General features: G+C 71.0%; 19 protein-coding genes. 9 read left to right on the top strand and 10 right to left on the bottom strand.

Annotation, left to right across the window (positions count from 1 at the left end; all coding sequences use genetic code 11):
- Positions 1-10 precede the first annotated feature (10 nt).
- Genes H6726_01620 through H6726_01610 form a run of 3 tightly spaced genes read right to left on the bottom strand, consistent with a single transcriptional unit; the run spans position 11 to position 2,893 of the window.
- Positions 11-889, bottom strand: coding sequence for a polysaccharide deacetylase family protein (locus H6726_01620; GenBank protein ID MCB9656320.1), 879 nt, complete (start codon positions 887-889; stop codon positions 11-13).
- Positions 886-2,622 carry an amino acid adenylation domain-containing protein gene (locus tag H6726_01615; GenBank protein MCB9656319.1) on the bottom strand — a complete coding sequence of 579 codons (1,737 nt, stop codon included), beginning with the start codon at positions 2,620-2,622 and terminating at the stop codon, positions 886-888. The genes H6726_01620 and H6726_01615 overlap by 4 nt, the downstream gene beginning before the upstream one ends.
- Before the next feature lie 13 nt (positions 2,623-2,635).
- The gene (locus H6726_01610; GenBank protein ID MCB9656318.1) at positions 2,636-2,893 is read right to left on the bottom strand and encodes a hypothetical protein; all 258 of its coding nucleotides are present in this window, start codon (positions 2,891-2,893) and stop codon (positions 2,636-2,638) included.
- A 294-nt stretch (positions 2,894-3,187) separates the two neighbouring features.
- Here H6726_01610 and H6726_01605 point away from each other — a divergent pair, with 294 nt between their 5' ends.
- Positions 3,188-3,520, top strand: coding sequence for an antibiotic biosynthesis monooxygenase (locus H6726_01605; GenBank protein MCB9656317.1), 333 nt, complete (start codon positions 3,188-3,190; stop codon positions 3,518-3,520).
- A gap of 135 nt (positions 3,521-3,655) precedes the next feature.
- On the opposite strand, the gene H6726_01600 is transcribed toward H6726_01605, so the two are convergent.
- Together H6726_01600 and H6726_01595 are read right to left on the bottom strand one after the other, a co-directional pair.
- Positions 3,656-4,546: a diiron oxygenase gene (locus H6726_01600; GenBank protein MCB9656316.1), complete on the bottom strand. Its 891-nt coding sequence runs from the start codon at positions 4,544-4,546 to the stop codon at positions 3,656-3,658.
- Positions 4,547-4,626: 80 nt separating this feature from the next.
- Positions 4,627-5,793 carry a hypothetical protein gene (locus H6726_01595; protein MCB9656315.1) on the bottom strand — a complete coding sequence of 389 codons (1,167 nt, stop codon included), beginning with the start codon at positions 5,791-5,793 and terminating at the stop codon, positions 4,627-4,629.
- Between the two features lie 115 nt (positions 5,794-5,908).
- Here H6726_01595 and H6726_01590 point away from each other — a divergent pair, with 115 nt between their 5' ends.
- Together H6726_01590 and H6726_01585 are read left to right on the top strand one after the other, a co-directional pair.
- Positions 5,909-6,739, top strand: coding sequence for a 2OG-Fe(II) oxygenase (locus H6726_01590; protein ID MCB9656314.1), 831 nt, complete (start codon positions 5,909-5,911; stop codon positions 6,737-6,739).
- Positions 6,740-6,772: 33 nt separating this feature from the next.
- The gene (locus H6726_01585; protein MCB9656313.1) at positions 6,773-8,338 is read left to right on the top strand and encodes a hypothetical protein; all 1,566 of its coding nucleotides are present in this window, start codon (positions 6,773-6,775) and stop codon (positions 8,336-8,338) included.
- Here H6726_01585 and H6726_01580 read toward each other — a convergent pair.
- The 4 genes from H6726_01580 to H6726_01565 all read right to left on the bottom strand — a co-directional run bounded on the left by H6726_01580 (position 8,295) and on the right by H6726_01565 (position 12,224).
- Positions 8,295-8,930 carry a hypothetical protein gene (locus tag H6726_01580; protein ID MCB9656312.1) on the bottom strand — a complete coding sequence of 212 codons (636 nt, stop codon included), beginning with the start codon at positions 8,928-8,930 and terminating at the stop codon, positions 8,295-8,297. The genes H6726_01585 and H6726_01580 overlap by 44 nt on opposite strands.
- A 2-nt stretch (positions 8,931-8,932) precedes the next feature.
- Positions 8,933-9,568, bottom strand: a complete 636-nt coding sequence (locus tag H6726_01575) for a hypothetical protein (GenBank protein MCB9656311.1) — start codon at positions 9,566-9,568, stop codon at positions 8,933-8,935.
- Between the two features lie 113 nt (positions 9,569-9,681).
- Positions 9,682-10,065, bottom strand: coding sequence for a response regulator (locus tag H6726_01570; protein ID MCB9656310.1), 384 nt, complete (start codon positions 10,063-10,065; stop codon positions 9,682-9,684).
- Positions 10,062-12,224 carry a HAMP domain-containing protein gene (locus H6726_01565; GenBank protein MCB9656309.1) on the bottom strand — a complete coding sequence of 721 codons (2,163 nt, stop codon included), beginning with the start codon at positions 12,222-12,224 and terminating at the stop codon, positions 10,062-10,064. Before H6726_01565 ends, H6726_01570 begins: the two co-directional genes overlap by 4 nt.
- Positions 12,225-12,286: 62 nt before the next feature.
- Between H6726_01565 and H6726_01560 the strand changes: the two genes are divergently transcribed.
- From H6726_01560 to H6726_01535, 6 genes are all read left to right on the top strand, one after another.
- Positions 12,287-14,380 carry a TonB-dependent receptor gene (locus H6726_01560; GenBank protein ID MCB9656308.1) on the top strand — a complete coding sequence of 698 codons (2,094 nt, stop codon included), beginning with the start codon at positions 12,287-12,289 and terminating at the stop codon, positions 14,378-14,380.
- The gene (locus H6726_01555; protein ID MCB9656307.1) at positions 14,380-14,961 is read left to right on the top strand and encodes a DUF4154 domain-containing protein; all 582 of its coding nucleotides are present in this window, start codon (positions 14,380-14,382) and stop codon (positions 14,959-14,961) included. Before H6726_01560 ends, H6726_01555 begins: the two co-directional genes overlap by 1 nt.
- Before the next feature lie 146 nt (positions 14,962-15,107).
- A complete protein-coding gene (locus H6726_01550; GenBank protein MCB9656306.1) occupies positions 15,108-15,767 on the top strand; it encodes a YfiR family protein in 660 nt (219 codons plus the stop codon).
- A complete protein-coding gene (locus H6726_01545) occupies positions 15,764-18,127 on the top strand; it encodes a TonB-dependent receptor (GenBank protein MCB9656305.1) in 2,364 nt (787 codons plus the stop codon). The genes H6726_01550 and H6726_01545 overlap by 4 nt, the downstream gene beginning before the upstream one ends.
- Positions 18,114-18,395: a hypothetical protein gene (locus H6726_01540; GenBank protein ID MCB9656304.1), complete on the top strand. Its 282-nt coding sequence runs from the start codon at positions 18,114-18,116 to the stop codon at positions 18,393-18,395. Before H6726_01545 ends, H6726_01540 begins: the two co-directional genes overlap by 14 nt.
- A 162-nt stretch (positions 18,396-18,557) precedes the next feature.
- Positions 18,558-20,525, top strand: coding sequence for a response regulator (locus tag H6726_01535; protein ID MCB9656303.1), 1,968 nt, complete (start codon positions 18,558-18,560; stop codon positions 20,523-20,525).
- Positions 20,526-20,539: 14 nt separating this feature from the next.
- On the opposite strand, the gene H6726_01530 is transcribed toward H6726_01535, so the two are convergent.
- Complete coding sequence (locus H6726_01530; protein ID MCB9656302.1) at positions 20,540-22,561, bottom strand: glycosyltransferase; 2,022 nt, start codon at positions 22,559-22,561, stop codon at positions 20,540-20,542.
- Positions 22,562-22,570 lie beyond the last annotated feature (9 nt).

Genomic DNA, 22,570 nt, shown 5'->3' with positions numbered 1-22,570 from the left:
CGCCGAGCCGTCACACGATCTCCTGACGCACGCGCTGCAGGCGGTGCAGGTTCTGGTCCACCACGCGCCACGCGTCCATCGCCCCACGGGTCTGCAGCGCGAACAACGACAGGGGCTCGCCGCCCTCCACCTTCACGCGCGGCAGGCTGATGGGGTCGGCACCGGGCCGCACCGCGCCGTGCATGCTGTTGAACGCGATGTGATAGCCGGCCTCGGCCAGCACGCGCTCGGTCACGCCGTTGAAGTCTGCGCGCGTCCCGAACGGGTAGGCGAACGAACGCACCTCGTGCCCCAGCTGCGCCTCCAGCGTCTCTCGCGAGCGACGCGCCTCGGTGCGCGCCTCGGCGGGGTCCATCAGGCCCAGCGAGCGGTGCGTGTGCGCGTGTGAGCCGATGGTGACCAGCGGGCTTGCGTCGAGCGTGCGCAGCTCGTCCCACGTCAGGTAGCGCTCGGGCAGCCCCTCGTAGTCTGCGCCGACGAGCGCGGCGCTCACGAACGCCACCGCCGGCACGCCCCAGCGCTGCAGCGTCGGGAGCACCTCGGTCAGCGTGCTCAGGCAGCCGTCGTCGATGGTCACCAAGCACGCGTCCGCGGGGAGCACTGCGCCGTCGGTCGGTGCGCCGCTCACGAACGCTTGCACCTGCGCGAGGGACACCGCGCGCCCCTCCTCGGCCAGCAGGCGCATCTGCGCGTCGAACGCGTCGCGCGTCACGCAGAAGGGGTCCTCCGGGCAGTCGTCCCCCACGCGGTGGTAGGTCAGCACGCGCACGCACGCGCCCCCTGCCATGGCGGAGCGCAGCCATAGCGAGCCGCTCAACGCCGAGCCCAGCGTCACGCCGGCGCGCGCCGCCTTCTTCACCACCCAGCGCTTGTTCAGCGGGCGCTTCACGCGGCACCTCCCTCGGCCGGCGTGTCCAGCAGCGCGCGCAGCGCCTTGCGGTCCACCTTGCCGTTCGCGTTGAGCGGGAATTCGTCGATCAGCAGCACGCGCGACGGCTGCATGTAGCTCGGCAGTCGCTCGCGGGCGCCGGCCACGTGCGCACCGCCGAGCGCGTCGCGCGCGGCTTGGCTGGCGGCGTCCGTCTTGCCCACCAGCTCGCTCGGCGTGGGCACGAAGCCCACCACGCCGTCGGCGCCGCTGGTGGACAGGGGCCAGCCCAGCGCGATGGCCACCTCGGCCCCGGCCACCTCGCGCAGCACGGCCTCGATCTCGCCGAGCTCCACGCGGTAGCCCTGGATCTTCACCTGGTTGTCCACGCGTCCGAGGTAGAGCAGCGGTCCCCCCGCGGGCCAGCGCACGCGGTCGCCCGTGCGGTAGAAGGTCTCGTGCTCGTCAGGCGGCACCACGAACGCCTGCGCCGTGCGCTCCGGGTCTTGCCAGTAGCCCGGCGTGACCTGCGGGCCTGTGAGCAACAGCTCGCCCGCCTCGCCGCGGGGCACCGCGCGCAGCTGCTCGTCCACCACGATGGCGCGCATGCCCGGGTAGGGCTCGCCGATGGGCACCACGCCGTGCTCGCTCTCGGGCAGGGACGCGTCACCGCGCCAGCGGTAGAGCGTGCACGCGATGGTGAGCTCGGTCGGGCCGTAGAGGTTCTCCACCACGCTCGCGGGCGCGGCGGCCGCGAACTGCGTGACCACCTCCGTGGGCAGGGCCTCACCGCAAAACAGCGTGTAGCGCAGGCTCGGATAGCTGTCGGGCTTGAGCATGCGCAGGCGGCTCATGAGCACGCCCGTGGACGGCACACTGAACCACACGGTCAGCGCGTGCTGCTTCAGGTACTTGCTGGGGAACAGCTTCTGCTGCGCCGTGGGCACGCACACGCACGCGCCGCGCTCCCACGCGCAGAACATGTCGAACACGCTCAGGTCGAAGGTGAGGTCGAAGGTCTGGCTGAAGCGGTCCTGCTCCGAGACCCCGTAGCGCTCGACCATGACGTCCACGAAGGCGGTCACGTTGCGCTGCGCCACCATCACGCCCTTGGGCTGGCCGGTGGAGCCGCTGGTGAAGAGCAGGTAGGCGATGTCGTCCGGCGAGGCCTCGCCCAGCACGTGCTCGTTCGCGGGGCGCAGGTCCACCGCGCCCAGGACAGTGTGCTCCGGCAGGGCAGCCTGCAGCGCGCTCACGTCGGCTTCGTCGGGCAGCACGATGGTCAGGGCGCGCGGAAAATCGGCTACCAGCTCCACCAGCTTGCTGCTGGCCGTCGCGTCCACCACGAGCGCGCAGCAGCCCGAGCGCTCCAGCATGGCGCGGCTGCGCGGGACCGGGAACATGGGGTTCAGCGGCACGTAGCCGCTGCCGTGGAGCAGCGCCCCGAGGATGCCCGCGAAGGCGGTGGGGTGGCGATGACCGAAGACGGCCACCAGGCGGCTCTCCCCGGGGCTCACCTCGGCACCGACGTCAGCGCCCACGTCAGGGTTCGCGTCGGGGCTCGCCGGGCGGCGCACCTCGGAGCCCTCGTCGCGGAACCCGACGGCGCGGAGCGTTGCAGCCACCTGCGCGGCGCGCACCCCAAGCTCGGCGAAGCTCCACGCCTCGTCCCCGATGGCCAGGGCCGGCCGGTCCGGGAAGCGCTCGAGCGAGCCCAGGAAGCCGTCCCTCAGCGTGCGCGTCGCTTGCCCCACGTCCGTTGTCTCCCTACGCCGCCAGGGGCGCGAAGAACGCGTCCCACAGGCTGTCGACGTTGGTGAAGACCTCGGGCTCGATGGCGTCGGTGTCGACCTCTTCGCCGCGCAGGTCCTCGATGAAGAGCACGAACTCCACGATGTCGAGCGAGTTCAGCAGCCCCACCTCCAAGATGGGCAGCTGGTCGGTGAACTCCTCTGGTGGGGCCGCCGAGGCGTGTTCCAGGAGCCAGCTTTTCAGCTGCGCGCGAATGTTTTGGGGGTCGTGCATCGGTCCGTGGCGTCGTAGGGCCAAAAAGGGCCTCGGAAACCTGTCATGTGCGCCAAAGTGCTGCAAGGTGGGCGAAGACACCCCAGGTACCCCGGTGGCCGCTATTGGCGCACGATGTGCGCGGGTGTGCCAGGCCCCCTGGTGCGCTCGGGATTCCCGATCTCGCGACCGTCACGAGCCGAGGCACAAGCAGAGAGCGCGCTTGCGCGGACATTCGACGGGCACCGACAGCCATCTGGCGAGATCCCTGGTGCTCGAGGTTGACCGTCCCCGCGCGTCGGGTCAGCTAAGTGCATGAGCCGCTTCGCGCCCCTCCCGGAGCCCCCGTACTACGCCGTCATCTTTGCCAACCAAGCCGCGCAGGACGACACGGCGGACTACCCCGTCACGGCCGCCCGCATGGTCGAGCTGGCCGAACAGCAACCCGGCTTCCTGGGCATCGAGTCCACGCGCGACGCGGCGGGCTTCGGCATCACGGTGTCGTACTGGCGCGACGAGGCATCCATCGCGTCGTGGAAGGCGCAGGTGGAGCACGCTGCAGCCCGCGAGCAGGGCCGCGCGCGCTGGTACGACCGCTACACCCTGCGCGTCGCGAAGATCGAGCGCGCGTACGGCTGGTCGCGCTGAGCCCCGCCTACCCTCGGGTCCCGGCCCACGCGTGGGTCGGTCTGCGACTCGGTGCCCACCCGCGTGCCGAGGCGCAGTGTTCAGGCGACCGCCAACGCCATGCGGCGACGCGCGGCAAAGCGGGACGCAGCGCCCTCAGAGCGCCGGCGCTTCGCTGAGCAGCCCGCAGTCCAAGAACAGCCGCACCAGCTTGGCGCTCGCCTGCGTACGCAGCGCCGCGCTCGCCGGGTGCGCCATGACCGCCGTGCGCAGCTTGAACGCGTCGGGCAGCCCCGCGTCGCGGTACATGCTGGGGTTGTAGAAGTCGGCCCAGCTGGCTTTCAGGTACTGCGCCAGCCACGTCTGCACGCGCATGCGCACCTCGTCGCTCCACTCACTCAGCCAGTGCGCGGCGAGCTCCGCCAGGTGCAGGCGACCGAAGGCGATGTGCCGCGACTCGTCGCGGTGATGCACGTCGTTCAGCTCGCGCACGATGGGCTCGAGGCGCGCGTCGTTCATCATCTTCATGTTGTAGTAGTCGCCCAGCTCCTCCACGACGAGCGCCTTGCAGAAGAACATCACTTCTTCTTCGCCCTTGGCGTAGCTGCGCTCGAGCGCCACCTTCTTCTCGGGGTAGACCTTGCCCACGTAGCGGTTCAGGAACATCCCGAACATCACCATGTGCTTGTTCTCCTCGTCGAGGAAGTGGTGCAGGTACTCGGTGCCTTCCTTGGTGACGCGCTTCGAGTAGAGGCGGTCGCTCAGCCCCGCCACCAGCGGCCGCTCGCCCTGCAGCGTCAGGCTGAAGAAGTTGGCGCACTCGTAGAGCGACAGCCGCAGTCGCTGAGCCTCGTCGAGTGTGTCCCAGTACTCCGTGCCCCAAACGCTCATCAGCTCGGGCGCCATGCAGTAGCGCTCGCCGGTCAGCGCCTCGGGCCACGCGATGTCGCGGTACACGTCCCAGGCGCGCTCGCGCGAGAGCGCGGTCAGGCGCACGGCCACGTCGGAGGCGGACTTGGTGGTACGGGCGGGAGCGGCTGTCGACATGGGTCCTCGAGAGGTGGGGGCAGCGGGGCGCGGGAGCAGCGGGCCGGGGGAGCAGCGGCGGGAGCAGCGAAAGGTGGGGACTAGAGCATCGGCCCGTGGCCGTCGAAGTTGGTCAGGAACAGGCCGCGGCGCGTCTGCTCGAAGGGCTGCAGCAGCGCCTGGAGCTCGGGGGAGGCGCAGAAGAGCCGGCGCTTGGGCATCACCACGAAGCCGTTGTCCGCGTAGCTCGCGACCCACCCCGGGTGCGACTGGTTCGCGGTCACCAGGTCCACGCCGAGCCCGCGCAGGTGCGTGAAGGCCGCATGCAGCACCTCGCCCGCGTGCTCCGGCAGCCCGAAGCAGTCGGCCACCTGACCCACGTGCAGATCTCCGAAGCGCGCGTCCCCCTCGAGCCGCTTGTGCACCACCACCGCCCAGCCCAGCGTCTCGCCGCCGCGCACCACGCGCAGCCGGGTGGGCGCAGGCCACTCGAGCGTGTGGTGCTCGCTGGGCACCAGCGTGTTCATGGCCGACGCGTCGCGCACCGCGATGGCCGCGTAGCGATCCTTGGCGCGTTCCCACAGCGCGTCTGCCCACGGCCCGAACGAGGGCACCACCTGCGCCTCCGCCGTGAAGCGCTTGCGTGAGCGTGCACGCAGCCCGCCGTGCAGCAGCGAGAACCCGACCGCGCCCAGCCCCGTCGCGGCCAGCGCGTCCTGCGCCAACGCGCGCCGCGGGTCGCGCCGCAGGTAGGCGTTCTTGCGCAGGAAGTTCCCCGCGTGACAGACGCGGAACACGAAGGGCGTGTCGTACAGCATCCAGCCCATCTTCGTGAGCAGCTGCACGATGGGCTCGTCGCCGCCGCCGTGGCCCCAGCTGTAGAGGTGTGGCTGCTTCTTCTTCATGTCGCGCAAGAGGCGCAGCCCCAGCGCGGCGTAGCGGTTGTCGATGGCGCCGAGCGACACCGGCCCCTGCCAGTCCGCCACCACGTGCTCCTGCCCGTGCACGCGCCAGACCTGCGGCTTGAGCCCATAGGCGCCCACGCAGCGCTCTTCCGGCGCGCCCTCCGTACCCTGTGCCCCGGCCCCGCGCTCCACGGCGAGGTGCAGCTCCCGCCACACGGGCTGGTCGTCGCGCTGCTTCGGGATCCAGGCGGGCACCGGGTCCACGTAAAACCCCCACGGCGACTGGGCCGCGCGCAGCTCGGCGTTGAACGCTTCGACGAGGGGCTTCCGCTCGACGCTGTGGGGGACGATCGCGATGGCCATGAGTGCACGTTGCCCTAGGGTCCGAGACCATGTAGGGAAAGGTCAGTATGGCGCACACGAGTGCGCACGCCAGTGGCCGCGCCCCGCCACCGACCCCACGCCTCCGTCAACGCTCATGCAAACGCCGCTCATCACGCCCTTCACCCCGGCCGATCTCACCCGCCTGAACGCCCAGTTTCGGGCGGCGCAGCCGTTCCCGCACGTGGTGCTGGACAACTTCCTCGATCCGGCGGCGGCGGCGCGCATCGCCGCCGCGTATCCGACCTTCGAGCGCGCTCGGGAGCTGGGGGACGAGTTCAAGGGCGTGAACGAGCACGGCAAGATCCAGATCACGGATGCGTCGCGCTTTCCGGTGCCCGTGCAGGAGCTCAACGAGGCGCTCGGCTCCGATGCGTTCCTGGCGGCCCTGGCGGCGATCACGGGCATCGAGGGGCTGCGCTACGACCCGACGCTGGCCGGCGGCGGCATCCACGTCACGGGACCGCGGGGGCGCTTGGACGTGCACGTGGACTTCAACTACCTCGAGTCGCAGAAGCTCTATCGCCGCCTGAACCTGCTGCTCTACCTGAACCCCACCTGGGAGCCCGCCTGGGGCGGCGGGGTCGAGTTCTGGAACGACACCGTCACCCAGCGCGCGAACTGCCTCGCCCCCGTGCTCAACCGCTGCGTGCTGTTCGAGACCAGCGAGCGCAGCTTCCACGGCGTGGAGGAGGTGCGCTGCCCGCCGGGGACCGTGCGCCAGTCGTTCGCGGTCTACTACTACACGGAGCAGGCGCCCTCGGACTACCGCGGGGTGGACCACACCACCATCTTCCGCGCGCGGCCGGACGAGAGCCTGAAGCGCTACGTGCTCATGCCGGCCGAGCGCGCGCTGACCGAGGTGCGGCGCCAAGGGGCCCGCGTCCGCCGCGCACGCGAGCGCCTGTCGCGGCTGGTGTCGCGCTGAGTCGAGACGTGCTCGTGTAGACTGGCGCCGCCCATGAGCGAAGACGAGCCCGCCGGCACCGTGACGCCGCGTACCGCGAGCGAGCCCGCACCGTCCGGCGCGGCGACATCGACCTCGCCCGACGGAGTCGGCGGCGTGCTCGGCGCCACGCCCCGTTCGCGCGAGGGCATGGTGGACGTTTTGATCCTGCTCCTGGTGTTCGCGTCGTCCCGCTGGCTCTACCTGCGCCTCGGCGTGCGCTTCGACGCGAGCCCACTCACGTACTTCTGGCAGTACCTGGACGTGCAGTGGCTGCTCGAGCGGCCCTTCGAGAGTCTCTATCACCTGCACGCGCAGCCCCCGGGTTGGAACGCCGTGTTGGCGCTCGCGCTGCGCCTGGGCGGGGAGGAGCACGCCCCCGCGATCCTCGAGGCCTTCTTCCGCCTCGACGGCGTCTGCCTGCTGCTCGGGATGTACGCGCTCATGCGCCGCTTCGCGCTGCCTCGCGGGTTGTCGCTGGGGCTCACGTGCGCATGGATCGCAAGCCCCACGGCCATCCTCTACGAGTCGTGGCTGTTCTACACGTACCCCACGGCGGTCATCCTGCTGCTGCTGGTCCTCTCGGTGTCCTTCGCGCTCGAGCGGCCGACCACCGCGCGCCTGGTCACGGTGGCTGCGCTCGTCTGCAGCGCCTGCTACGTGCGGAGCGCGCTGCACATCACGTGGGCGCTCGCGGTGGTCGCCCTGCTCGCGTGGTCCTTGCGCGAACACCCGCGTCGCGTCCTGCTGGCGCTCGCGCTGCCTGTGCTGGTGCTGGTCGGTGGCCTGCACGTGAAGAACGCAATGGTGTTCGGGAGCCCGGCGGCGTCGTCGTGGCTCGGTATGTCGCTGGCCAAGCTCACGGTCGAGGCGCTGCCCCCCGGCGAACGGGAGGCGTTCATGCGCGACGGAGCGCTCAGCGCGCTGGCCGACATCCCCCCGTTCTCGCCCCCGGAGGTCTACGCGCGGCGCGGCGTCTTCCCGGACAGCACACACCCAGACGTCCCAGCGCTCTCGGCTCCCGTGCGCCCCAGCAACCACCTGAACCTCAACCACGAGGCCTACCTCGGCCTGTCGCACACCTACCTCGCCGACTCGCTCACCGTCATCCGCGAGCGCCCTGGCATCTACCTGCTGAGCGTGCGCCGCGCGTTCGCCCTCTACATCAAGGCACCCAGCCAGTATTGGTTCCTGGCGCGCAACCGCGCGGGAATCGAGAGGTGGACCGACGTGTACGATCGGTTGCTGTACGGTGCGGCCCCGGACGAGCGTCACCGCCCGCACTGGGACGAGTGGAAGGGCACCTGCTGGTGGGCCCTGCTCGGCATCCTCGCCTGCGTCGCGTACGCCTTCCACGAACGCCGGAGCAGCGATGCGCGGGCGGTCACCTATCGCGTCGGTGTGTTCACGATCGTGTTCGTGTCGGTGGTGGTGAACCTCGTCGAGCTGGGCGAGAACCAGCGCTTTCGCGTGCTCGTCGAGCCGCTGATTGTGGTGCTGGGCGCGCGCGCGCTCTTCGTGCTCTCCCAGGGTGTGGTCAGTCGCAGGGCTGCAGCAGCTCCACGCTCGCCTGGTCGGTGAACACAGTGAAGCAGCCCCTGAGAGAGCTACCGTCACGGAACGCTCCCTCGAACGCGCCGATGTGCTCTTCCGTGGTCTGCCGCGTCATGGTCAGCGTCCCCGACACGAGCTTGTCGTCCGAGCTCCCACCGGCGGCGATGACGCGCATGGAGACGTCCACCAGGTCGTCACGCGTTCCGTCTTCGCACGGCGGCGAGACGCGCACGTCCTGCGTCACGTCCCCGTCCGCGCGCGTGTCGGGGTCTCCGAGGCTGCCCACGGACAATCGAAACGAGAAGTAGGGTGAGTCTCCGAAGAGGTCGATGCCGTTCCGCACGAGGCTGTCGTCCGGAAGCCGCAGGCTCGCGGTGTTGACCTCGACCAGATCCGCATCGACGACCACGGGCACACCGTCCAGTGACCCCTCGAACGAGAAGACCCCGCTGCACGGGTCGCCCGCGTCACGCAGCGCACGGCAGGCCGCGACGCGCTCCGCGTAGAGCGCCGGCTCGTCGCACAGGTAGACCTCGTCCTCGTAGGCCGTGGTGATGTCCACAGGCGAGACGCAGCCCGCGGCCGCGAGCACCAGGCCGGCGCCGATCACGCGGGTCACGCTCACTCGACGACCTCGAGGTCGTTCTCGATGCAGTCCGCCGTGATGGAGAACTCGAGGCGCTCGGTCGCAGACCACACGGCCGACGCGGTGACGCCGATGGTGCCCGTGTCGTCCGGAATGATGTTGCTGTTCGTGGGCGGCGTGCCGCTCAGAAGCTGGAGGGTAACCGTGCCCTGCTGCGCCGCCTGCTCGTACTCGTCCAGGAGATCAGCCGACTCCCACTCGAACTCGAGCCACACCTGGTCGGGCGGGGGGAGCATGGTGTCCACGCGCGGGGTGATCGTGACGATGGTGCCCTCCGGGTCGCTCTGCAGGTCGTGCTCCTTGAGCTCCACCTGGAACTCGTATTCCTGCCCCATGTACGTGAAGAGCGCGGTCAGCTCGACCTCCACGAAGGCGGCCATCGACGGATCTTCCACGCCGTCCACCAGCGGCACGATGTACTCGCGCTGGCAGGTGATCGTGGCGTTCGTCTCATCGAGGTCCAGGTCGAGGTCACGGCCATCGATGGTGCCCTGAACGACGAAGTGCGGCTCGGCGCCTTGCCACGCGAGGGTCGAGCCACCGTCTTCGCCGCCACAACCGGGGACGAGCGTGAGGGTGGTGAGCAGAGCGAGGGCGGGCACGTGTCGCATGACGAACTCCTGACGGTGGGCTCGCGCAGGATAGGACATTTCACCCATCCGATTCAAGCGGAGGCCGAAATTTCAAGGCTTAGTGGATAGCCGGGCCCCACCGGACGCGAGCGTCAGCGCTTGAGCTTGAGCAGGCGCATGGCGGCGCCCAGCTGACGCGTCAGGGAGCCGATGTTGCCCTTCTGCGTGAACGCCCCGTCGAAGCCGTACTCGCGGAAGCGCGCCTCCTCGGCAGGGTCCGACGTGTACATGTAGAAGAGTGGCGGGGTCTGCATGTTGTCTGCGGCGGCGCGCAGGTTCTCGAGCACCTGACCGCCGTGCAGCCCGGGCATGTGCATGTCGAGGATGACGAGGTCGGCCCCCACGAGCAGGCGCGCCGTGCCGACCGTCTGGGTGGACGTCTTGACGGTGTACCCGAGAGGCTCGAGCTCCGCTCGAATCTGCTCGAGCACGATCTCGCTGTCGTCGATGACGACGATCGTTCCTTTGGTGCTCATGGCTGCCTTCTCTCGATCTGCGTGAGGATGAATTGGGTACCACGACCCACCTGCGTTGTCACCGTCAGGTGATAGTCGATGGCCCGGAGGTCCGCGATCACCGCGTCCATGCCCACCCCCTGGCCGCTCAGGTCGTCGGCGGCCTCGCGCGACGAGAGGCCCGCGACGCTCATCAGCTCCAGCAGGCTCATCGACGTGACGTCGATCCCGCTGCTCTCGGCCATGCGGCGCAGCTTCGCCTCGTCGACCCCCGCCCCATCATCCTCGACCACGACGCGGACGCCGTTCCCGTTGCGCTCGCAGCGGACGTGGATGCTCCCGACCTCGGGCTTTCCGTTCGTCGTGCGCGCCCCAGGCGCCTCGATGCCATGCGCGATGGCGTTGCGCACGAGATGACTCAGCACGCCGCCGAGCACGTCGCTGAGCGAGGCCGGTACGGGGCACTCGCGGCCCTCGATCGCGATCTGCGCCTTGATGCCCGCCCGCTCGCACCAGCGTGGCGTGGCCTCCTGCACCAGGAACACCAGCTCGCCGAAGGGGCGCGCGGCCAGGGTCTCGAGGTGCTCGCGCAGCGCTGGCGCGGCGGTTGGGATCAGCTCCATCACCTGCTGCAGGTCGCTGCGGCGCACCGTGATCTGATCGAGGATGGCTTCGCCCACGGGGCTCTGCGCGACGAACAGGAGCTCAGCCTGGGTCAGGGCGTCGCGCAGCTCGCGCAGCCGCTCACGCATCTCGTCGACCGGGATCTCCACGCCGGACTTGGCGCTGCGGAGGTCGTTCAGGCGCGTCTCGATGCTCTGTGCGTTGCGCCCCACCGTCTCCAGGTCGAAGCAGCGGGCCTCGGCGCGCAGCGTGTGCATCGTGCGGAACACCTCGCCGGTGAGCGAGCGGGGCAGGTGCTCGTGGCCACGCAGTCCCTCTTCGATGTGGCGCAGGCGCGCGCGCGTCTGATCCAGAAAGCGGACGAAGACTTGTCCGCCACCCGCCACGAGGCGCCGCATGGCGGCGACCGCGTTCTGGTGCACGCGCTCGTTCTCACGCACCGAGCGCTCGAGCTCGCGCTGTGCGGTGACGTCCGTGCCGATGAAGAGCACGCGCTGCAGGCGCTCGCCTTCGAACACGGGCCGGAACAGCACGGCGAAGCTGCGCTCGCGACCGTCCGTGACCAGCGCGAGCTCCTCGGGGGCCAGCTCGAGCAGCTCGTCCCACGCGGCGCGGCCTCCCTCGAACACTGCCGTCATCCACATGCGGAACGCGTCGCGTTCGATGGCCAGGCTGCCCTCCGGGTAAAGCAGCGCGCCGATGTCCGAGAGTGGCGCGTCCCCGATGAGCGCGTCTGCCTGGCGCGAGCGGCTGCCCTCGACCGCGCCCGTGGGTCCGAAGAGCAGGATGACCTGCCCCATGTGATCCAGGAGCGTCTGGAGACGGGCCGAGGTCTCGGCGATGCGCGTCTCGCGCTCCCGGATCGCGCCCGCCATCTCGTTGAACGCGTGTCCCAGCCGCGCCACCTCGTCGTTGCCGACGACGCGCACCTGCGCGAGCTGACCCTGGGCCAGCTCTGCCGAGGCGCTGCCCAGCACGTGCAGCGGACCGGTCACCATGCGACCCAGCATGCCCCACAGCAGCAGCGCGACGGCGAGGCCCAGCACGGACGCGAACAAGGCGATGGCGTCCTTGGCGGCCTGGTGCGCTTCGACTTCGGCGTCGAGCGTGACGTCGATGCGCACGCGCCCGATCACTCCCCCCTCGGGGTTTCGCACGAAGCGCGCGACCTGGATGCTGGACTCCCCTACTGTGACCCCCTCCTCCGCGGGAGGGAGAGGGGCCTCGGGGGCGCCCGGACCGACCCGCAGCTCGGCGTCGGGGGTCGTGGCGTCTCCCATCCACACCGCGCCGTAGGACACGCCGTCCGTCTCCCGCAACCGCTCGATGTCGGTGCGCAAGGTGTCGGCGTCGCCGAAGTAGACCGCGGCAGCCTCGAACTCGGCGAACAAGGCCGCGATCTGCTCGACCGTGTGGACCTTCGCGTCCACGAGCCGCGTCCACTCTCGCCCCGAGATGACCGACGACGCGATGAAGGCCGCCGCAGCGAGCACGACGGCCATGCCGAGGACCAGCTTGGCCGCCAGGGGGAACGAGCGCGACGGGCGGGGCTCCATGGCGCCCCAGATCGTATCACCTTACGCTCCTATTCTTGGACAAATCTTGCTATGGTGAAAACGTGGTCTGGTTTCGACGTTGGACGGTGCCCCGCGCGGTGTGCCTCGTAGGGCTCGCTGTGGCGCCGCTGGCCCCCACGCCGACGTCCGCCCAGGCGCCCGCGGAGGTCGAAGCGACGGCCCCCGACGCGCGCGACGCCGACGACGCCGACGACGCCGGGGACGCGGCTGCGGTCGAGGATACTTCGTTGGAAGAGCTGCTGGGGCTCGAGCTGCGCGACACGCTGGGCCAGACCGACGCGGCCTCGCGCGCGACCGAGGACGTGCTCGACGCGCCGGCGACGGTGACCGTTCTGACACATGAGGACATCGTCCGCAGCGGGGCGCGCACCATCCCCGACCTGCTCCGCTACGTACCCGGCGTCCAGGTTCAGCAGGTCGCCCCTGGGAGCTACCTGGTCGCCATCCGCGGCGCAGGGGGACTCACCGGCAACAACGTGGTCGTGATGGTGGACGGTGTCCCCATCAACAGCCCGCTGGACGGGAGCGTCGAGTGGTCGTCCATCCCCTTCGACCTGCCCGACATCCAGAGCATCGAGGTGGTGCGCGGTCCGGTGTCGACCGTACACGGGGCGAACGCGTTCACGGGCGTGGTGCAGATCCGTAGCTTCCAGGGGCTCGGCGATGCGCGCCAAGGGGCCGCGCGGGTGCGCGTCGGCGTGACCGACGACGGCGCCTTCGACGGAGTCGCCTCGGCGCGCTACGTGCGCCGGGCTCGCGGGTTCGAGCAGGCCTACTTCCTGACGGCTCGGCACGAGGGCAACGGACGGCAGGGCGCTGGCGTCGAACAGCCTCCGGCGCTGGGGGCATCGCTGGGCACGAGGCTCGCGCTCAACCTCGATGGGGGGCACCGGATCGCCTTGGTGCTGAGCGGCGCGTTCCTACAGCGCTCGAGCCTCGAGCATCTGGTGCTGGAGTCTCTCGACGAGCAGCGCATCACGGCGCAGGGGGAGCTGCGCTACACGCTGCAGCGCGACGAAGGGGTGTTCGCGGAGGCAACGGTCTACGCGCGCGGACGCCTCGCGCACGTCGACGCCGTGTCGGATGCCTTCGTGGGCTTCAGCTACGACGACACGCTCGCTCTCTCGCAGCGCACGGGCGCGGAGCTCCAGCTGAGGTTGGGGCCCTACGTGCGCGCCTTCGTCGGTGCGGAGTTGGCGCTGGAGCACGTGAGCGCCCCATACCTGCATCCCCAGGCCTCCGGTCGCACACGCGTGGGGTATGCGGGTTCGGTGCGGCTGCGTTGGGATCCCAGCGCGAGGCTCACGTTCGAGGGTGCGGTGCGCGGCGACGTGCCCGCCATCACAGGCGAGCTGACCCCGTCGTTTCGGCTGTCGGCCAGCTACCACACCGACTCCATGGCGCTCCGCGTGTCGGGCGCGCGCGCCTTTCGCGCACCGACCTACGTCGAGCGCGGAGGCTCGTTCGTGGACCCCAACTCCGGCCTGATCCTCCTCGAGGGCTCCAGCGACGTGGCGAACCCCACCGTCGACGGCGCAGAGGTCTACGTGGCTGCGAGCTTGGGCAACGGGGTGGACTTCAGCGGCGCGGCGTACTTCCAGCGCTTCAGCGGGCTGGTCGTCGAGGACTTCGCGCCGCTGGCTCGCAAGACGTTCGTCACAGACCCGGACGACCACTACGCGGTTGGCGCCGAGCTCACGGGACGCTACCGCGTGTCGGACGAGCTGCAGTTCGTCTTGGCGCTGTCCGTGCTCTCGCTGCTCGAGCGAGGTCACGAAGACGCGAGCGTCGAGCCGCTGTCGGCCGTCCCAGACCAGAACAGCCGCTTCACGGGCTCGTTGCGTGCGCTCGGCGGCGGCTTCGCGGACCGCTTCCACTACGGCGCCGGCGTCCAGCTGGCGACGGGTCGGGAGTTCGCGGTGCGCGCGGGTATTCCCCCCGCCATCTTGAATGCCGACATCGGGCTGCGCGTACACGTCCAGGCCATGGCCGAAGTCCAACCGTCGCTCGCGCTCCCGCTGTGGATCTCCTTGCGGGCCACGGGGATGCTCACGCCGGGCGCAGAGTCTCCGCTGCCCGGCGCGGGTCGGCCCGGGGCCTCGTTCATGGTCGGCCTGGCCTACAGGAGCCTCTGATGGCGCTGCAGCACGACATCGTGCGCGCAATGCGCTGCGTGGGGCTGCTCGGGGCCGTCCTCGTCGCGAGCCTCGCCGACGCGCCCAGCGCGCAGGCTCAGGCGGCGGCGCGCGTGGCGCCCGTCCTGGCTCGCGTGCTCGCTTACGACCGCACGCTGACCGCGCGGGCCGGCTCCGAGGTGGACGTCGTCATCGCGCACACGGGTCTGTCGTCCGCGAGCGGCGCCCAGGGGCGCGCGCTGTCGACGGCCTTCGAGCGCCTCGGGCAACAAACGGTGCAGGGCCTCCCACTACGCGTACACCTGGTGGACGTCTCCGGCGGCCTCGCGGGTCTGCCCGCGGGGACGGACGTGATCGTGGCGTGCGACGGCATGCCGAGCTCGACCACCAGCGCGTTGTTCGCGCACGCGCGGGCCCGCCGGCTGCTGCTCGTCGCGCTCAGTCGAGCGGGCCTGGAGCACGGCGCCGTCGCCATCTTCATGGAAGACGGGCGACCTCGCATCGTCACCAAGATGCGTCACGTTCAGGACAGCGGCATCCAGCTGGCGTCGCCGCTGCTGCGCCTGGCCGAGGTCATCTGAGCGGTGCCGACTCGACGTGATGTAGTGCGCGGATCGTACGAGATGCGTTCTGGAACACACTTGTGGCAAGGCGAATTCTGCCGTTCGAGCGTGGGTTGCCGGTTGTGGCGGGGGGCCGTGTCGTGCCAACCTGAGCACGAGGTCCGGTGAACACTCGACACGCAACCGAGCGCGTGCAACGCGCGTCGGCGCCCTCCGCGACGCGCCCCGGCGCGAGCGTCAGGAGCGGGCGCCTGTCCGTCATGGAGACCGCCGTGGCCGCCGTCGTCGCGAGCCTGTTGCTGCCCACGGCGCTGCGCGCAGAGGACGTGTCGGTGCCCATCTCGCTGCAGGTCGACCTGCTCAACCGCGTCGCCGCCTACGAGAGTCACTTCGCCGCGCAGGCTGGTGCGGAGGCGGTGGTGCTGGTCATCGCGCGGCCGGGTCACCCCGAGTCTGCGCGCGCGGCAGGGCAGATCGACGCGGCGCTGCGACGTGTCCGGCGCCTCGGCGGTCGGCCCGTGCGCGTGGTGGTCCACGCGTTCGTGAGCGCGGCGGCCTTGCGCGATGCCGTGGACACGCAGCACGTCGCGATCGCGTATCTCACCCCCGGGCTCGAAGGACAGGTGGGCGCCGTGGCACGCGCGCTCGAAGGCGCCTCGGTCCTGACGGTCAGCGCCGTGGGCTCCGACGCGGAGCGCGGGGCCGTGTTGGGCTTCGAGTTGGTGGCGGCCCGGCCCAACCTCGTGGTCAACCTGCGGCAGGCGCGGCGCCAGAACGTCTCGTTCTCTTCTCAGTTCCTCCGACTGGCGAGGGTGATCCAGTGATCCTCCGGTGCACGACCACGAAGCTGCTCGGCCTGCTGGTGTGGGCGTTGTTCGCGCTCCACGCCTCGGTGTGGGCAGCACGAGCTGGTGCGCAACCATCCGCGGGCACGGAGGTCGTCGCAGACGAGGCCCCCGCCGACGGCGACCCGGCCGAAGACGCCCGGCCTCGGGGGGACGAGCGCGACGAGGCCGGCGGACCTGACGAGGCCGGCGGCCCCGAGGACTTCAGCGACCTCGAGGCGCTCCTGGGCGAGGAGGTGGTCACGACCGCGTCGCGCAGCGCCGAGCGCGCCAGCGCGGCCCCCGCGACCGTCGTCACCATCGACGGCGGCACGATGCGCCGCTACGGCATGCGCTCCGTGGACGAGGTGCTGGCCTTCTTGGGGCTCGCGTCCTTCGTCGCGAGCTCCGGAGGCGACTACGTGTCGTCGAACGACATCGGCTTCCAGGGGGTGCTGCTGCGCAACCGCAACCGGCACGTCCTGCTCCTCATCGATGGCCACGTGGCCAACGCATCGAGCACCGGTGAGGTGCGCCTGGACGTCGCGATGGGCGTACCGCTCGAGCTGATCGACCACGTCGAGGTGATGCTCGGGGCGGGCTCGGTGTCGTACGGCAGCAACGCCATGATGGCGGTCGTCAACGTCGTCATTCGGCGCGCCAGCGACTACGGTCGCGTCCGCGCCGTCGCGGAGGGTACCCTCGCCACACCCACCGGGGTGGACTCGAGCGTGTCCCTGGGCGGCGGCGGGGACCGCTGGGGCGGCCGGTATCGGCTGGGCGCGGGGTTCGCGCGGGAGGGGCGCCTCTTCGGGCACGACGCCGAGATCGTGCTGCATGCGGAGTGGCAGCAGGAGGTCGGCGCGACGTTCCGGGTCCCGTACCAGAACGGCGAGACCTTCGACGTGCGGCCGGGCGAACCGGGCTGGGGCGGCGTCGGGCGCTCGCGCATGCGTACCCCGAGGGCCTACCTGAGCGCTCGCCTAGGTGACGTGCGCTTGTGGGCCCTCGTGAGCCAATACAGGCGGACCCTGCCCGTCGTCGGCACCTTCAGCGAGCCGAGCACGCGCGAGGTGCTGACCTCCGCGCGCTTCTCGCTCCAGCACGACGCGACCCTGTCGGCGGAGGTGTCGCTGACCTCGCGGCTGTACGGAGACATCGTGCACACCGACGAGCGGTCTCGCTGGATACGCTACTTCTACTGTCTGCCGGGACAGCAGGTCGACGGGTGCCAGTTCCGTCGTCGCTCGGCGTCCGCCTGGGTGGGCTTGGAGGAGCAGCTCAGCGTCGACTGGAAGCTGGATGGGCGCTTCGTGACGACCGTCGGAGGCGACCTGCGCTTCCGGAGCGGCGCGGCTCGCCCCGCCGACTACACGGACGTGGTCACCGGGGCTGGGCCTGCCACCGTACGGCTGCCCTACTGGGAGTCCCGCAGCGTGCTCGGCGCCGCCTTCGTGCAGCAGGTCCTGCGCCTGCACGAACACTTCGAGGCCAACCTCGGGGCTCGCCTCGACGCGGACTCGCTCTTCGGCGTGCACCTCTCCCCGCGCGCGGCGCTCATGTATCTGCCCACGCCTCGGACGACGATACGACTCGGCTTCGCGGAGGCCTTCCGCGCGCCAAGCGCGCAGGAGCTGTTCGACACCGATCCGACCTACGTGGTGGCCCCTGCCGACCTCTCGGCGGAGGTGGTGCGCACGCTCGACCTCGAGCTCGGTCAGCGCTTCTCTCGAGGGTCTTTCGCGGTGCGCGCCTTTGGTTCCATCCTCGATGGCCTGATCGACGCGCGGTCGGTCACGCAGGCCGAGTTCGACGCGGCGCTGGCCAGCGGACAGCTCGTCGCCAACGCGGACCCCTTCTACGTGGCGGTGTGGGACAACAGCGCGTTGATCCGCGTGGTCGGCGGCACGTTCAGCGGGCGGGCCGAGCTGGTGGAGGGCCTCGAGGTCGGCACCAACCTCACGGTGGCGGCCAACGACGTCCGTGGGGACCAGTCGTTGCCGATCATCCCTTCCTTCTACGGCAACGCGCGTGTCGCGTATCGCGTCGGGGCGACGGGGCCGACGTTCGCCCTGGTCGGTCGCTTCAGCTCCCGTCGCCTGGCGCTGAACGACTCGGGAGTGGGCACGCAGACGCGCATCTCGGCGGGGCCGCTCGGGGAGCTGCGCCTGACGGGGAGCGGGCCCCTGTTCGGTGTGGCGGGGCTCCGCTGGCGCGCCTTCCTGAACACGGCGCTCAGCCGGCGCGAGCCCTACGTCCTCTCGGCCGGCCCCGCCGACGACGCCCCCGGCAACGTGCGCGCGCTGGGCGTGATGCCGCGACTGTTCGCGTTCCTCGGAGTTTCGTATGACCTGCCCTGACCTCCGCCACGCGCTCCCCAGGGGGTCTCGATGGGTGCTGCTCACGACGCTGTGGTTCGCCGCGCTGGCACCCGGGTGCTGGCTGTCCGCGCCCGAGGATCCGCCGCCCTTCGACTGCGCCGCGATCGACCGCGCCGAAGAGCGCTTCCCCGACGAGTGCGGCGGCGACGCCGGTGTCGCCGAGGATGCAGGCGCGCAGGATGGCGGCGACGACGCGGCACCCGCCGACGACGGGGGCTCGGCCGACGCGGGCGACGGCGGCCCGTAGCGGTGTGTCGGCGCACCCTGGGAGCAGCGGCGTGTCGGCGCGCCCGGCGAGCGGCGGCCGGCGGCCACGCGGTCGCTCGTCGGTGAACCCGTCGCCGAGGCAGAGACTCGGCGCGTTTTTCCCAGACTCGGGGTACCTTCGCCCCAGACGCAGGCTGGGCCCATGACCATCGAGGAACGCGCGAGCTACGAGATTCTGCCGGTCGGGGTGGCCTTGCTCGACCGCCATGGCACGATCCTCAGCGCCAACCGCTGCTTGCGGAGCATGGCCGGCGAGGGGGCGGAGGAGCTCGCGGGCACGAAGCTCGACGGTCTGGTCAAGCACGCTTCGCTGTCGCTCGTGCTCGAGGGGCTGCTGCTCGGCGAGCGGCAGGAGGCCACGTTCGACGCCACGCTCCGGCGGGGGCGGGGCGGCGAGCTCGGCGTACGGGTGCTGGTGTCCCGGGCCGACGCGCCTTCTGCGGACGAGACGACGCCCAGTGTTGGGGCGTCCCAGAGTCCGGATGCCCCGACCCCTGCGTCCGACGACGCGGAGCCCGCGTTCGTGGCCGTGTTCGCGCGCGACGAGGAGCGACGCGTCGCCGAGCGCGCGCTGCGCAGCTCACTGGCGCTGCAACAAGCCACGTTCGACGCGGCGGCAGACGGTTTCCTGGTGACGGACGCCGACGAGGTCGCGCTCACCTGCAACCGCCAGATGATGGCCATGTGGCGCCTCGACCCACGGCACGCCGCGTCTTGGGAGCGCCTCCTGCGCACGCCCGCCATCGTGGACCAGGTGCTCGATCCCGAGGGGTTCTTGCGGGACCTCGAGTCGTTGGCGCAGACCCCCGAGGCCACCTTCTCCCGACGCCTCGAGCTGACGGAGGGGCGCGTCTTCGAGTTCCAGGCGACACCGCGCGTGGCATCAGGTCGCATCGACGGACGCGTGTTCGCGTTCCGCGACATCACGGAGCGGGTGCGCGCCCAGGCCGAGCTGTTGGCCAGCCGGGAGGCGCTACTACAGGCGCAGAAGATGGACGCCGTGGGGCGCTTGGCGGGCGGGGTGGCGCACGACTTCAACAACCTGCTGACCGTGATCACGTCCTACGCGCACTTCCTACGGCGCGGCACGGCCAGCGCGGTGCGGGCGGACGACGCGCTCGACGAGATCAGCGCCGCGGCCCATCGCGCCGCCGAGCTGACCCGTCAGCTCTTGGCGTTCAGCCGCAAGCAGGTGCTGGTGGCGCGGGTGCTGGACCTCAACGAGCTGGTGCGCGACCTGGTCCGCATGCTGAGCCGCTTGCTCGGCGACCACGTCGAGCTCACCACGCACCTCGCCGAAGACCTGTGGCGCGTGCGGGCAGACCGCGCGCAGCTCGATCAGGTCGTGATGAACCTGGTCGTCAACGCGCGCGACGCGATGCCCAGGGGGGGCGTGGTCACCATCCGGACCGCCAACGTCGACGTCACGCCCGGGGCCTGCGGCGCGCCTCGCGAAGCGAAGGCCGGTCCGCACGTCGTGCTCACGGTGCGCGACTCGGGGCAAGGCATGGACGACGCCACGTTGGCGCGCGTCTTCGACCCCTTCTTCACCACCAAGGAAGCCGGCCATGGCACCGGACTGGGCCTGGCGACCGTGTACGGCGTGGTCAGCCAGAGTGGCGGCTTCATGACCGTGCAGTCGACGGTCGGGGAGGGCTCGACGTTCTCCATGTACCTCCCGCGCGTCGACGCGCCCACGGATCGGGTGTCGCACGAGAACCTGAACGACCCGCTCGAGGGGCACGAGCGCGTGCTGCTCGTCGAGGACTCGGTGCCGGTGCGCAAGATCGCCCAGAAGGCCCTCGAGCACTACGGCTACCAGGTGACGGTGGCCAGCGACTCGGAGGACGCCGTGCGCCTGCTCGAGCGCGGCGCGCTCGACTTCGACGTGGTCGTCACGGACGTCGCGATGCCGAGGATGGACGGGCGCACGTTGGTGGAGCACCTGCGCCGCCTCCGCGCCGACCTGCGCGTGCTGTTCGTGTCGGGCTACACGGAGACCGCGGTGGTGGACCCGAGCGGGCGGGACGAGCGCACGCGCTTCTTGGCCAAGCCGTTCACGCCCGAGGGGCTGGCGCGCGCCCTGCGACGACTGTTGGCTGAAGACTGAGCGTGTCGTGGTGGTCAGTGGTGGCCGAGCAGCAGCTCGTGAAGCTGTGCCACGACGCGGCGCTGATGGGCACGCAAGACGCGGGCGTGCTCGGCGGCCGTCTGCGCGACCTGCCGCGTGGTGGTGGCGCTGAGCGTAGGCAGGGTGCGCTCGCTGCGCCGGGGGAACGGGTCCACGGTCAGCTCGGCCTGATAGAGGGGCACGAGCACCGCTCGGAGCCCCCCGGTGTGGAGCAGCTGGTCGAGGCCCGCGGAGACGAGCAGCGCGTCGCCCGCACGGAGTGTGTGTCGCGCCAGGCGTTCCGTGCGGCCTGCGAGCGAGGCGCCATGAGAGATGCTCAGCGTCGTGTCTTCGAGCGCCAGCACCAGCGTGGAGCGACGCGTGAGGGGCGGGTCGTGTCGCCGTTGGGTGAAGCTGCGCCGGGGCGCGTCGGCGCCGGCGACGAACAACCCCTGCTCGCGTCGGTGGGGGTCCAGCAACAGGCGCCCCGTGCCCGTGGCGTCCTCGATGGCGGCGACCGTCGCCGGGTGTGTCAGCGCTGCCAGCAGCTCGGCGGCGCCCGCGGACACCGTGTCCTCTGGCACGAAGCCATCGCGCGGGACGCTAGAATGCGGGGCCCCGCCGGGCCCGGTGAGCGTGTCGCGTAGGGCGAGGGCCGCGGCGCGGGCCAAGACGCTGCTGGCGACGTAGGTGGACGCGGCGTGGCCGGGTGAGGGCGCGTGCTGCGTGCGGGTGTCGGGCGCAGGGAGGCGCTGCCCCCGCGTGTGGGTGTCCCGCGTGTGGGTGTCCCTCGTGTGGGTGGCCCGCGTGTGGGTGGCCCGCGTGTGGGTGGCCCGCGTGTGGGTGTCCTGGGGTCCAGGGCTTGCCGCGGGGGCGAGCGCCCGTAGGCGTTCCGCGAGAGCGGGGGCCGGGCCACGGTCCGACCGAGCGGCGGCTCGTGCGTGCGCTTGGGTCCCGGTCTTCTCGGCGGCGCGCTCCAGCGCGGCCTCCATGCGCTCCGTGGCGTCGTCCATGGTGTAGCCGGTGGCGCGCGCACAGGCAGCGTCCGACCGCGCGCGCCACTCGGCCGCGGGCAGCGTGGCGAGCTGTAGGAGGGCGTCGGCCAGCGCGGCGGGATCTTCGTGCGGCACCAACACACCTCCGCCGCTCGGCAGGAGCTCGGGTGCGGCGCCCGCCGGGGTGGCGGCCACGGGCGTGCGGCAGGCCATGGCCTCGAGCAGCGGCAGCCCGAAGCCCTCGGCGCGAGACGCGTGCACGAACACGTCGCAGCTCGCGTACAGCGACCGCAGCGCCTCGGGGCTGGGCGACGTGTGGAACTCGACCCAGCTCGACAACGCGCGCTCCGGCGGTGGGGCGCTGCGGCCGAAGCACAGCGCGCGTAGCGCGGGCTCTCGCTCCTTGGCGAGCCGCAGCGCGGCGCGCGTGATGTCGCCGCCCTTGATGGCGAGCGGCCCAACCTCCATGAAGCCGACGGTCGGCACGGCGTTGCGTTCGCGCGGCGGCGCGTGGAACAGCGCGGCGTCGATGGCGTTCGGGACGAGCGAGAGGTCGTCGTCGCCGAATTCCTCGCGGGCCAGCTGCGCCATGAACTCCGCGATCACGATCTTGTGCAGCGGCAGACGCCAGGTCTGCTTGACGCGCTCGACTGGCATGTCGTCGATGGTCCACTCGACGCCTTGGATGAAGTAGGCCTTCGCGCCCTTGCGTGGAGGAAGCGCGGCTACGGCCTCGGCGGTCTCCCACCACGTGGCCACGACCACGTCAGCGTCGGGTAGATCGGCGGCGCGCACGGGTCGGGCGCGCTCCAGCACCCGGTGCTCGACGGGCAGCGCGTCGAGCCAGCTACGGCCGTCACCCACCTGATAGCGATGCCCGCGTACCTTGTTGAGCAGCCCACGCAAGGGTCGCGGCCGAGGGTCCGGGCCGCTGACTACACACACCTCGTGTCCGCGTGCCTGCAGGCGCTCCGCGTAGGTGGCGACCACGCGGTTGCCCCCGGAGAAGTTGGCCGACTTGTGGACGAAGGTGATGCGCATGACCGCCCG

The sequence above is a fragment of the Sandaracinaceae bacterium genome, assembly GCA_020633055.1.
Classification (GTDB): Bacteria; Myxococcota_A; Polyangia; order Polyangiales; family Houyiibacteriaceae; genus JADJJE01.
This window is presented reverse-complemented; position numbering and strand designations above follow the sequence as displayed.

What these genes read in the sequence shown, in the direction of transcription:
- H6726_01610 (MCB9656318.1), bottom strand. Translation starts at nt 2,893, where the DNA reads ATGCACGACCCCCAAAACATTCGCGCGCAGCTGAAAAGCTGGCTCCTG.
- H6726_01605 (MCB9656317.1), top strand. Translation starts at nt 3,188, where the DNA reads ATGAGCCGCTTCGCGCCCCTCCCGGAGCCCCCGTACTACGCCGTCATC.
- H6726_01600 (MCB9656316.1), bottom strand. Translation starts at nt 4,546, where the DNA reads ATGTCGACAGCCGCTCCCGCCCGTACCACCAAGTCCGCCTCCGACGTG.
- H6726_01595 (MCB9656315.1), bottom strand. Translation starts at nt 5,793, where the DNA reads ATGGCCATCGCGATCGTCCCCCACAGCGTCGAGCGGAAGCCCCTCGTC.
- H6726_01590 (MCB9656314.1), top strand. Translation starts at nt 5,909, where the DNA reads ATGCAAACGCCGCTCATCACGCCCTTCACCCCGGCCGATCTCACCCGC.
- H6726_01585 (MCB9656313.1), top strand. Translation starts at nt 6,773, where the DNA reads ATGAGCGAAGACGAGCCCGCCGGCACCGTGACGCCGCGTACCGCGAGC.
- H6726_01575 (MCB9656311.1), bottom strand. Translation starts at nt 9,568, where the DNA reads ATGCGACACGTGCCCGCCCTCGCTCTGCTCACCACCCTCACGCTCGTC.
- H6726_01570 (MCB9656310.1), bottom strand. Translation starts at nt 10,065, where the DNA reads ATGAGCACCAAAGGAACGATCGTCGTCATCGACGACAGCGAGATCGTG.
- H6726_01565 (MCB9656309.1), bottom strand. Translation starts at nt 12,224, where the DNA reads ATGGAGCCCCGCCCGTCGCGCTCGTTCCCCCTGGCGGCCAAGCTGGTC.
- H6726_01555 (MCB9656307.1), top strand. Translation starts at nt 14,380, where the DNA reads ATGGCGCTGCAGCACGACATCGTGCGCGCAATGCGCTGCGTGGGGCTG.
- H6726_01540 (MCB9656304.1), top strand. Translation starts at nt 18,114, where the DNA reads ATGACCTGCCCTGACCTCCGCCACGCGCTCCCCAGGGGGTCTCGATGG.
- H6726_01535 (MCB9656303.1), top strand. Translation starts at nt 18,558, where the DNA reads ATGACCATCGAGGAACGCGCGAGCTACGAGATTCTGCCGGTCGGGGTG.
- H6726_01530 (MCB9656302.1), bottom strand. Translation starts at nt 22,561, where the DNA reads ATGCGCATCACCTTCGTCCACAAGTCGGCCAACTTCTCCGGGGGCAAC.